We start from the raw sequence: 9,952 nt of genomic DNA on the forward strand, positions 1-9,952 counted from the left end.
CTTTGCGGGGGTGGGGTGGGAACCGGTCAGCGGGTCTTGGCGGCGGCGGTACCGCCGCGATGCGACGGGCCGCGGTGCGCGGTGCCGTCCGCGCGTTTCGGGATAAGGGAGCGCAGCACGTCGATGTTGCGGTCCAGGAACACGGCCAGCAGGATGACCAGGCCCTTCACGACGTTCTGCAGGAACGGCGAGACGTCGAGGAGGTTCATCCCGTTGTCGATGACGCCGAGGACGAGCGCCCCCACGAGGGTGCCGAGCAGGGTGCCGCGGCCGCCGGCGAGGCTCGTCCCGCCGATGATGACGGCGGCGATGGCCTCCAGTTCCAGGCCGGTGCCAGCGGTCGGCTCGGCGGTCGACAGCCGGGCCGTCAGGATGAACCCGGCGAGCGCCGCCAGCACCCCGCTGATCACGAACGCGAGGATCTTGACCCGGTCGGTGCGGACGCCGGACAGCCGGGCCGCCTCGGTGTTGTCGCCGGTGGCGTAGACGTGCCGGCCGAACCGCGTCCGGGCCAGCAGGTACCCGGCCGCCGCGAACACCACCAGCATGATGACCACGGGGACGGGCACGCCGGCGATCCGGCTCTGCCCGATGCCCTGGAAGTCGTAGTCGGTGACGGCGACCGGGTTGCCCTTGGTGAGCTGCAGGCTGAGGCCGGACAGCACCGACATGGTGGCGAGCGTCGCGATGAACGACGGCATCCGCGTCTTGGTGACGAGCAGCCCGTTCACCAGGCCGATCGCGGCGCCCGCCGCCACGCCCGCGGCGACCCCGGCGACCAGGCCGTGGTCGCGGAGCGCCTGCGCGGTGACGACGGCGGTGAAGCCGAGCGCCGCGCCGACCGACAGGTCGATCTCCGCCAGGACGATCACGTAGGTCTGGCCGACCGCGAGCAGCGCCGCGACGGACGTGGCCAGCCCCACGTTCATCAGGTTGTTGTGCGTCAGGAAGACCGGGGAGGCGATGGTCAGGACGACCCCGACCAGCAGCAGCATCCAGACCGCGCGCAGCCGGCGCGCGGCGGCGGCCGCCGAGGAGAGCCGGGACCGGGACGCGAGGCTCGTGACGGTGGAGGTCATGGGGCACCTACCAGTGCGTGTTCGAGGATGTTCTGTTCGTTCACGTCGTCGCCCGTGAGCTCGGAGACGGGCCGCCCCTCGCGCATCACGAGGACGCGGTCGGACATGGCGACGAGCTCGGGCAGGTCCGAGCTGACCAGCACGACGGCGACGCCGTCCGCGGTGAGCCCGTTGATGATCCGGTAGATCTCGGTCTTGGCGCCGACGTCGACGCCGCGGGTCGGCTCGTCCATCAGCAGCACCCGGGGGCCGGTCATGACCCACTTGGCGAACAGGGTCTTCTGCTGGTTGCCGCCCGACAGCGACCCGGCCGGGACGGACGGCGACGCCGCGCGGACCCGCAGGTCCGCCATCACCTTCCCGGTCGCGGCGCGCTCCCGGCCGCGCCGGACGACGTCGGCCGTGGTGAACCGGCCGAGCGACGGCAGCGACACGTTCGCCTCGACCGACTGCTGCATCGCGAGGCCCTCACCGGACCGGTCCGGGGTGACGTAGGCGACGCGCCCGGCGATCGCCCGCCGCGGGTCGCGCGCCCTGACCGGCTCGCCGTCCACGGTCACGGTCCCGGCGGTCAGCGGGTGCAGGCCGAACAGGGCGCGCAGCAGCTCGCCGCGGCCGCAGCCGACCACGCCGCCGATGCCGAGCACCTCGCCCGCCCGGACGTCGAGGTCCACGCCGTGGAACGCATCGCCGCCCGACGCGCCCCGGACCCGCAGGACGACCCGGTCCGTGGCGTTGCGCTCCTTCGGGTAGAAGTCGTCCACGGCGTCGCCGACCATCGCGGTGACGACCCGGGCGGGGGTGAGCGACCCGGTGGGCTCGTCCAGGGTGACGCGGCCGTCGCGCAGCACGACGATCCGGTCGGACAGCTCGAACACCTCGTCCAGCCGGTGGCTGATGTAGAGGATCGTGACGCCCGCCTCGCGCAGCCGCCGGACCTGCTCGAACAGCCGCTCCGACTCGCGCTCGTCCAGCGCCGCCGTCGGCTCGTCCAGGATCAGCAGCCGCGGCTTGTGCGTCATCGCCTTCGCGATCTCGACCATCTGCCGCTCGGCGACGCCCAGCTCGCCGACGGGCCGCCGGACGTCGATGTCCAGGCCGAGGTCCCGCAGCGCGGACGACGCGGCCTCCGCCATCCGGCGCCGCGACACGCTCCACCGCCCGAACCGGCCGTCCCGGTCGAGGACGTGCATGTTCTCCGCGACCGACAGGTGCGGGAACAGGTTCTGCTGGAACTCCTGGTAGATGACCTCGATGCCGAGCGCCATCGCGGCCTGCGGGTCCTTCAGGACCGCGGCCTCGCCGTCGACGAGGACGCGCCCGCGGTCCGGCTGGTGCGCGCCGGAGATCACCCGGGTGAGGGTGGACTTGCCGGCGCCGTTCTCGCCGCACAGCGCGACGACCTCGCCCGGCTCGACCGCGAGGCTCACGCCCCGCAGCACGTGGTTCTCCCCGAAGGACTTGTGGACGTCGGCCAGCTGCATCCGCATGTCGATCTCCCGTCAGTAGACGACGCCCGCGGTGAGCAGCACGTTCGCGTACGGGGTGAACTCCCCGGACCGCACCGCCGCCCGCGCGCCGCCGGTGGCCCGCTTGAACTCGGGGTGCGGGACGAACCGCACCGGCACCCCCGGGAGGCGCGCCTCGATCTCGGCGAGCATGTCCGGGCTGTGCTCCTTGATCTCCTCCGACATCAGGACGCCCTCCACGGCGACCTCGGCGAGGACGGCGTCCAGCAGGTCGAGGAAGCGCGGCAGGTTCTCCCGCACCGCCAGGTCGACCCGCTCCACCCCGGGCGGGATGGGCAGCCCGGCGTCGGTGACGGCGAGCAGGTCGGTGTGGCCGAGCTCGGAGATGACGCGGGCCAGCTGGCCGTTGAGCGTGCCGTTGTTGCGCCTCATCGGGCGGCTCCTTCCAGGGTGGTGCCGGTCATCAGCGCGTCCACCTCGTCGCGTCCGGGGAGGGACGGGCTCGCGCCGGGACGGGTCGTCGCCAGCGCGCCGGCGGCCATCCCGCGCCTGATGGCACGTTCCATGTCGTCGCCGGCCGCGAGCGCCGCTCCCAGCGACCCGGTGAACGCGTCCCCGGCGGCGGTGGTGTCGACGGCGGTGACCTCGTAGGCGGGGTAGTGGCGGGCGCCGCCGGCGGTGACGGAGACGGCGCCGCCCGCGCCCAGCGTGATCAGCGCGTGGCCGACGCCGCGGTCCAGGAACCACCGCCCCGCGCGCTCGGCGGACGCCGCGTCGGTCACCTCCACGCCGGTCAGCTCGGTCGCCTCGCTCTCGTTCGGCGTGACGAGGTCGATGTGCCGCCACGCGTCGTCCGGCAGCGGCTGCGCGGGGGCAGGGTCGAGGACGACCGTCAGCCCGGCCGTCCGGCCCGCCTTCGCCGCGTGGCAGGTCGTCGCGGCGGGGACTTCGAGCTGCAGCAGCAGGACCCCGGCCTTCCCGGCGGTCGCCGCGATGCTCGCGTCGACCATCGCCGGGCCGAGGTCCGCGTTCGCCAGGGGGGTGATGACGATGTCGTTCTCGCCGGACGCGTCGACCCGGATGTGCGCGACGCCCGTGCGGCCGTCCACGGTCCGGACCTGGTCCAGCTCGACGCCGTGCGCGCGCAGGCCGTCCAGGACGATCTCGCGGAACGGGTCCCGGCCGACGCACCCGGCGAGCCACGTCCGCGCCCCCGCGCGGGCGGAGGCGACCGCCTGGTTCGCCCCCTTCCCGCCGAGCACGAGGGTGAAGTCGTCGCCGAGCACGGTCTCGCCGCGCCGCGGGAACCGTGCGCTGAACGCGGTCACGTCCGCGGTGATGCTGCCGACGACGAGAACACCGTGGGGTTCCATCGCGGTCCTCCTGTTCCGGCTGTTCGAGGCATGAGTGGGGAGAGGTCACGGCGGTTCCGCCGTGTCCTTGGGGGTCGTGCGGTCGTGGGTCTAGACCCCGACGGGATGCCAGACGGTCTTGGTCTCCAGGAACGCGGTCATGCGCGCGGTCCCGGGATCGGCGGTCCAGCCGGTGGCGGTGGGGCGGTGGACGCGTTTGAGGTTGCCGGCGGCCTTCTCTTCCAGGTCCTGGACGTGCTCGTCCGGGATGCCGGTGAGGTCGATGGCGTTGACGTCCATGTGGGAGGCGAGCCAGGGGGTGAGTTCGGTGCGGTGTCCGGTGAGGATGTTGACGACGCCGCCGGGCAGGTCGGAGGTGGCGAGGACTTCGGCCAGGGTGATCGCGGCGAGCGGTGCGGGCTCGGACGCGACGACGACGGTGGTGTTGCCGGTGACGATCGCGGGCGCGAGCACCGACACCAGGCCGAGCAGCGGCGAGTCGGGGGCGATGACGGCGACGACACCGGTGGGTTCGGGGGTGGAGAAGTTGAAGTAGGGTCCGGCGACGGGGTTGGCGGCGCCGGCGACGGCGGTGATCTTGTCGGCCCATCCGGCGTACCAGACCCACCGGTCGATCGCCGCGTCGACCTCGGCAGCGGCGTGGGTTTTGGAGGCGCCGGTGTGGCGGAGTTCGGCGGTGAACTGGTCGCGGCGTCCCTCCAGCATTTCGGCGATGCGGTAGAGGATCTGCGCGCGGTTGTATCCGGTGCGGCCCGCCCAGCCGGGGAAGGCTTTGCGGGCGGCGGTGACGGCGTCGCGGGCGTCTTTGCGGGAGGCGTGGGCGGCGTTGGCGAGGAAGCGGCCTTTGCCGTCGGTCACGGGGTAGGACCTGCCTGATTCCGAGCGCGGGAACGCGCCTGCGATGTAGAGCTTGTAGGTCTTGCGCACAGCGAGGCGGTCAGACATTGAGGTAGGCCTCCAGTCCGTGGCGTCCGCCTTCGCGGCCGTATCCCGATTCCTTGTAGCCGCCGAACGGGGAGGCGGGGTCGAACTTGTTGAAGGTGTTGGCCCACACCACCCCGGCGCGCAGGTGCTGCGCGGTCCACAGGATCTGCGAGCCCTTCTCGGTCCAGATCCCCGCCGACAACCCATACGGGGTGTTGTTGGCCTTGGTCACCGCTTCTTCGGGGGTGCGGAAGGTCAGCACCGACAGCACCGGCCCGAAGATCTCCTCCCGCGCGATCCGATGCGACTGCGCCACCCCCGTGAACAGCGTCGGCGCGAACCAGAACCCCCGATCGGGCAGCCGGCACGGCGGCGACCACCGATCCGCACCCTCGGCCTCCCCGGCCGCGGACAGTTCCCGGATCTTGTCGAGTTGGGCGGCGGAGTTGATCGCGCCGATGTCGGTGTTCTTGTCCAGGGGGTCACCGACCCGCAGCGTCGCCATCCGCGCCTTCAACCGCTCCAGCACCTCCTCGGCCACCGACTCCTGCACCAGCAGCCGGGACCCGGCGCAGCACACGTGCCCCTGGTTGAAGAAGATCCCGTTGACGATGCCTTCGACGGCCTGGTCGAGCGCGGCGTCGGCGTAGACGATGTTGGCGGCCTTGCCACCCAGCTCCAGGGTGAGTTTCTTCGACGTTCCGGCGAGGGTGCGGGCGATCTGGCGGCCGACGTCGGTGGAGCCGGTGAAGGCGACCTTGTCGATCCCGGGGTGGGCGACCAGCGCGCGGCCGGTGTCGCCGGCGCCGGTGATGATGTTGACCACGCCGGGCGGCAGGTCGGCCTGGCGGCAGATGTCGGCGAACAGCAACGCGGTCAGCGGCGTGGTCTCGGCCGGCTTCAACACCACCGTGTTCCCGCAGGCCAGCGCCGGCGCGATCTTCCACGCCAGCATCAGCAGCGGGAAGTTCCACGGGATCACCTGCCCCGCCACCCCCACCGGGCGCGGATCGGGGCCGAACCCGGCGTGGCCGAGCTTGTCGGCCCAACCGGCGTAGTAGAAGAACCACGCCGCCACCAGGGGGACGTCGACGTCGCGGGACTCGCGGATCGGTTTGCCGTTGTCGATCGACTCCAGCACCGCCAGCTCGCGGGAGCGTTCCTGGATGATCCGCGCGATCCGGTACAGGTACTTGCCGCGCTCAGCGCCCGGCATCGCCCCCCACACCCGCTCATAAGCAGCCCGGGCGGCTTTGACGGCACGGTCCACATCGGCCTCGTCGGCGCAGGCGATATCGGCCAGCACACTCTCGTCGGCGGGGTTGATCGTCTTGAACGGCTCGCCGTGCCCGTCGGTGAACTCACCGTCGATGAACAGCCCGTAGGAGCCGCGGATGTCAACGACCGACCGGGACTCGGGGGCCGGTGCGTACTCGAAAACAGTCATGTCTCTCAGTCCAGGGTGAAGTAGTCGGGACCGGAGTAGACGCCGGTGGACAGCTTGCGGCGCTGCATCAGCAGATCGTTGAGCACGCTGGAGGCGCCGAGCCGGAACCAGTCAGGAGTCAGCCAGTCCGGGCCGGCCGTCTCGTTCACCAGCACCAGATACTTGATCGCATCCTTGGTGGTGCGGATCCCACCCGCCGGCTTCACCCCGACCTGACGGCCCGTCGCCGCCCGGTAGTCGCGGACGGCCTCCAGCATCACCAGCGTCACCGGCAACGTCGCCGCCGGCGAGATCTTCCCGGTCGAGGTCTTGATGAAGTCCGCACCGGCCCGCATCGCCAGCCACGAGGCACGCCGCACGTTGTCCAGCGTCGCCAGCTCACCGGTCTCCAGGATCACCTTCAGATGCGCGTCCCCGCAGGCGTCCTTGACCGCGACGATCTGCTCGAAGACCGTCCCGTAGTCGCCGGACAGGAACGCGCCACGGTCGATCACCATGTCGATCTCGCTCGCCCCCGCCGCCACCGCGGCGCGGGTGTCGGCGAGCTTGGCCTCCAACGGCGCCCGCCCCGACGGGAACGCCGTCGCCACACTGGCGACACCGACCCCGGTGCCGCGCAGTGCCCCCACCGCCACGTCCACCATGTCGGGGTAGACGCACACCGCCGCGACCTTCGGCACCGACGGATCGGACGGATCGGGATGGACGGCCTTGGCACACAGCGCCCGCACCTTCCCGGCGGTGTCCGCACCCTCCAACGTGGTCAAATCCACCATCGAAATGGCCAGATCGATCGCCTCGGCCTTCGCCGACATCTTGATCGACCGGGACGCGAGCCGCGCCGCCCGCTCCTCCGCCCCGACCTGGTCCACACCCGGCAGACCGTGCAGGAATCCGTGCAACTCGGTCGTGGTCATCGGGTCCTGCCCGCCTTTCTGGGGGTCCGGGGCGGGGCGGTCGAGGCCCGCTCGATGATCTTTATGTCCATGACGATGCGGCGGGGGAGGTCGCGGGTCTGGCTGTCGTCGAAGCGGTGCAGCAGCAGCCGCATGGCGAGGACGCCCTGCTCGGTCATCGGGCGGTCGACGACGGTCAGCGGGGGCCGCAGCAGCGGCCCGGTGTCCAGGTCGTCGAAGCCGATCAGGCTGATCTGCCCGGGGACGTCCACCCGCATGTCGTGCAGCGCCTTCAGCGCGCCCAGCGTGGTGAGGTTGTTCGCGGTGAAGATCGCGGTCGGCGGTTCGGCGAGCGACAGCAGCGACAGGGTGAGCTGGTAGGCGCGCTCCTCGCGGAAGTCGCCGATGAGGTCGAGCTCCGGCGGGATCTCGACGCCGGCGGCGGACGCGGCCTCCAGGAAGCCGTCCCGCCGGTACCGGCCCGGCGTGGACTCCTGGCCGCCGCTGATCATCGCGATGCGGGTGTGGCCGAGCGCGAGGAGGTGCTCGGCGGCCTGCCGGCCGCCCGCGCGGTTGTCGACGAGGACGGCGTCGAAGCTCTCCCCGTCGGCGAGGTCCCGGTCGATGAACACGACCGGGAGCCCGCTGTCGCGCAGCTGCAGCGGGGTCTGCTCGTGCTCGGTGGCCGGGGCGAGGATGATGCCGTCCACCTGGCGGGCCATGTCGGCGAGCAGGTCGGCCTCGCGGGCGCCGCTCTCGTCGCTGTTGGCGAGCAGCAGCCGGTAGCCGCGGTCGCGGCTGACGGACTCCATGCCCTTCACGACGGCGGCGAAGTACGGGTTGGTGATGTCGGGGACGACGACGCCGATGGTGCGGGTGCGTCCCGACTTCAGCGACTGCGCCGCGATGTTCGGCGCGAAGCCCAGCTCATCCACGGCGGCCCGGATGGCGTCCGCCGACCTGACCCGCTGCCCCCGCAGGAACCGCGAGACGGTGGCGGGGGAGACCCCGGCCCGCGCCGCCACGTCGTGGATGGTCGCCACGTCGACTCCCGTCTGTTGCCCAGATCACTGAAACCGTTGTCAGAGAATGATTGCAGCAGGGGTGTCGAGGATGTCAAGGGGTGGGCTGCGAAAAGGTGCCCGACCTGCGGATTCGCGCCGTCCGGGCGGCGGAGAGTGCGCGGCCGCAGCGAAGAACAGAAATCGGTTTCAGTAGGCCGGGGCGCTGATCAGCCGGTCTCGATGACGGGGTCGCCGCCGAGGTAGGCGGCCTTGACGCGGTCGTCGCGCGCGAGGTCGGCGGCCGGGCCGTCCAGCACGATGCGGCCCGTCTCCAGCACGTAGGCGCGGTCGGCGAGGCGGAGCGTCTGGTGCGCGTTCTGCTCGACGATGAGGACGGTCGCGCCCTGGTCCCTGATGTCGCGGACGACCTGCAGCACCTGCTGCGCCGTGCGCGGCGCGAGCCCCATCGTCGGCTCGTCGAGGGCGAGCAGCCGGGGCCGCAGCATCAGCGCGCGGCCGATGGCGAGCATCTGCTGCTCGCCGCCGGACAGCAGCCCGGCGAGCTGCCCGCGCCGCTCCCCGAGGCGCGGGAACATCGCGTAGACCTCCTCGCGGCGGGCGCTCACCGCGGCGCGGTCGCGGCGCCGCAGGTAGCCGCCGAGCAGCAGGTTCTCCGCGACCGTCAGCGCGGGGAAGACCCGGCGGCCCTCCGGGACGTGCCCGAACCCGGCGGCGACGACCCGGTGCGCGTCCAGCCGGGTGATGTCGCGGCCGTCGAACTCGACCCGCCCCGACCGGGCCCGGTGCAGCCCGGTGACGGTGCGCAGCGTCGTGGTCTTGCCGGCGCCGTTGCTGCCGAGCAGTGCGACGATCTCGCCCTCGGCGACCTCGAAGGAGATCCCGGCCAGCGCCTCGACCTGCCCGTAGCGGCTGTGCAGGTCCGTCACCCGCAGCAGGGTCACCCCAGCACCTCCGTGACGAGGTCGGTCTCCGGGTCGTCGGGCACGCCGAGGTACGCGGCGATCACCCGCGGGTCCGCCCGGATCTCGGCGGGCGGGCCCTCCGCGATCGCCCGGCCGTGCTCCAGCACGGTCACCCGGTCCGAGATCGACATGACGAGCGCGACGTCGTGCTCGATCAGCACGACGGCGGTGCCGAGCCCGCTGATCCGCGCGATCAGCTCCATCAGCGCGCGCTTCTCGGTCGGGTTGGCGCCCGCGGCGGGCTCGTCCAGCAGCAGCACCCGCGGCTCGGCGGCGAGCGCCCGCGCGATCTCCAGCCGGCGCCGGTCGCCGTAGGGCAGGCCCCCGGCGGGCCGGTCCGCCGCGCCGGCCAGCCCGACGAAGTCGAGGCAGCGGCGGACGGCGTCCAGGTCGGCGCGGCGCGGCGGCCGCAGCAGCGCCCGGTCGCGGGCGAACCGGCCGATCAGCACGTTCTCGGCGACGGTCATCTCGTCGAACAGCCGGATGCTCTGGAACGTGCGGGCCAGCCCGGCGGCGGCGACCCGGTGCGGGGACAGCCCGCGCACCCGCCGGCCGGCGAGCGCGACGGTGCCCGCCGACGGCGGGATCAGCCCGGTGATGCAGTTGAACGCGGTGGTCTTGCCCGCCCCGTTCGGGCCGATCACGCTCACCACCTGCCCGGCGGCGGCGCGCAGCCGCAGGTCCGCGACCGCCGTGACGCCGCCGAACTCGCGGGACAGACCGTCCACCTCCAGCAGCGTTCCCGCGCCGGGCGGGGCGGGCCGCGCCCCGGCCGGC

At 72.6% G+C, this 9,952-nt stretch carries 10 protein-coding genes; all 10 read right to left on the reverse strand.

Annotated features, from left to right (window positions below):
• Positions 1 to 26: 26 nt before the first annotated feature.
• Complete coding sequence (locus F9B16_RS32125) at positions 27 to 1,079, reverse strand: ABC transporter permease (protein ID WP_192809091.1); 1,053 nt, start codon at positions 1,077 to 1,079, stop codon at positions 27 to 29.
• Positions 1,076 to 2,569, reverse strand: a complete 1,494-nt coding sequence (locus tag F9B16_RS32130; protein WP_151543977.1) for a sugar ABC transporter ATP-binding protein — start codon at positions 2,567 to 2,569, stop codon at positions 1,076 to 1,078. Before F9B16_RS32130 ends, F9B16_RS32125 begins: the two co-directional genes overlap by 4 nt.
• A gap of 12 nt (positions 2,570 to 2,581) precedes the next feature.
• On the reverse strand, positions 2,582 to 2,980 hold the full coding sequence (rbsD, locus tag F9B16_RS32135) for a D-ribose pyranase (protein WP_151543978.1): 399 nt from the start codon (positions 2,978 to 2,980) through the stop codon (positions 2,582 to 2,584).
• A complete protein-coding gene (locus F9B16_RS32140) occupies positions 2,977 to 3,921 on the reverse strand; it encodes a ribokinase (protein ID WP_151543979.1) in 945 nt (314 codons plus the stop codon). The genes rbsD and F9B16_RS32140 overlap by 4 nt, the downstream gene beginning before the upstream one ends.
• A gap of 90 nt (positions 3,922 to 4,011) precedes the next feature.
• Positions 4,012 to 4,866 carry an aldehyde dehydrogenase family protein gene (locus F9B16_RS32145; protein WP_151543980.1) on the reverse strand — a complete coding sequence of 285 codons (855 nt, stop codon included), beginning with the start codon at positions 4,864 to 4,866 and terminating at the stop codon, positions 4,012 to 4,014.
• On the reverse strand, positions 4,859 to 6,292 hold the full coding sequence (locus tag F9B16_RS32150; protein ID WP_151543981.1) for an aldehyde dehydrogenase family protein: 1,434 nt from the start codon (positions 6,290 to 6,292) through the stop codon (positions 4,859 to 4,861). Before F9B16_RS32150 ends, F9B16_RS32145 begins: the two co-directional genes overlap by 8 nt.
• Positions 6,293 to 6,297: 5 nt before the next feature.
• Positions 6,298 to 7,209, reverse strand: a complete 912-nt coding sequence (gene deoC / locus F9B16_RS32155) for a deoxyribose-phosphate aldolase (RefSeq protein WP_151543982.1) — start codon at positions 7,207 to 7,209, stop codon at positions 6,298 to 6,300.
• Complete coding sequence (locus F9B16_RS32160) at positions 7,206 to 8,231, reverse strand: LacI family DNA-binding transcriptional regulator (protein ID WP_151543983.1); 1,026 nt, start codon at positions 8,229 to 8,231, stop codon at positions 7,206 to 7,208. The genes deoC and F9B16_RS32160 overlap by 4 nt, the downstream gene beginning before the upstream one ends.
• A gap of 188 nt (positions 8,232 to 8,419) precedes the next feature.
• Positions 8,420 to 9,154 carry an ABC transporter ATP-binding protein gene (locus F9B16_RS32165; protein WP_151543984.1) on the reverse strand — a complete coding sequence of 245 codons (735 nt, stop codon included), beginning with the start codon at positions 9,152 to 9,154 and terminating at the stop codon, positions 8,420 to 8,422.
• A partial coding sequence (locus F9B16_RS32170; protein ID WP_151543985.1) for an ABC transporter ATP-binding protein occupies positions 9,151 to 9,952 on the reverse strand: 802 nt, incomplete at its 5' end. The genes F9B16_RS32170 and F9B16_RS32165, both read right to left, overlap by 4 nt.

Source organism: Actinomadura montaniterrae (genome assembly GCF_008923365.1).
In the GTDB taxonomy this organism is placed as follows: domain Bacteria; phylum Actinomycetota; class Actinomycetes; order Streptosporangiales; family Streptosporangiaceae; genus Spirillospora; species Spirillospora montaniterrae.

Coding starts and splice junctions, on each gene's coding strand:
- F9B16_RS32125 (WP_192809091.1), bottom strand. CDS start 1,079: ATGACCTCCACCGTCACGAGCCTCGCGTCCCGGTCCCGGCTCTCCTCG.
- F9B16_RS32130 (WP_151543977.1), bottom strand. CDS start 2,569: ATGCGGATGCAGCTGGCCGACGTCCACAAGTCCTTCGGGGAGAACCAC.
- rbsD (WP_151543978.1), bottom strand. CDS start 2,980: ATGAGGCGCAACAACGGCACGCTCAACGGCCAGCTGGCCCGCGTCATC.
- F9B16_RS32140 (WP_151543979.1), bottom strand. CDS start 3,921: ATGGAACCCCACGGTGTTCTCGTCGTCGGCAGCATCACCGCGGACGTG.
- F9B16_RS32145 (WP_151543980.1), bottom strand. CDS start 4,866: ATGTCTGACCGCCTCGCTGTGCGCAAGACCTACAAGCTCTACATCGCA.
- F9B16_RS32150 (WP_151543981.1), bottom strand. CDS start 6,292: ATGACTGTTTTCGAGTACGCACCGGCCCCCGAGTCCCGGTCGGTCGTT.
- deoC (WP_151543982.1), bottom strand. CDS start 7,209: ATGACCACGACCGAGTTGCACGGATTCCTGCACGGTCTGCCGGGTGTG.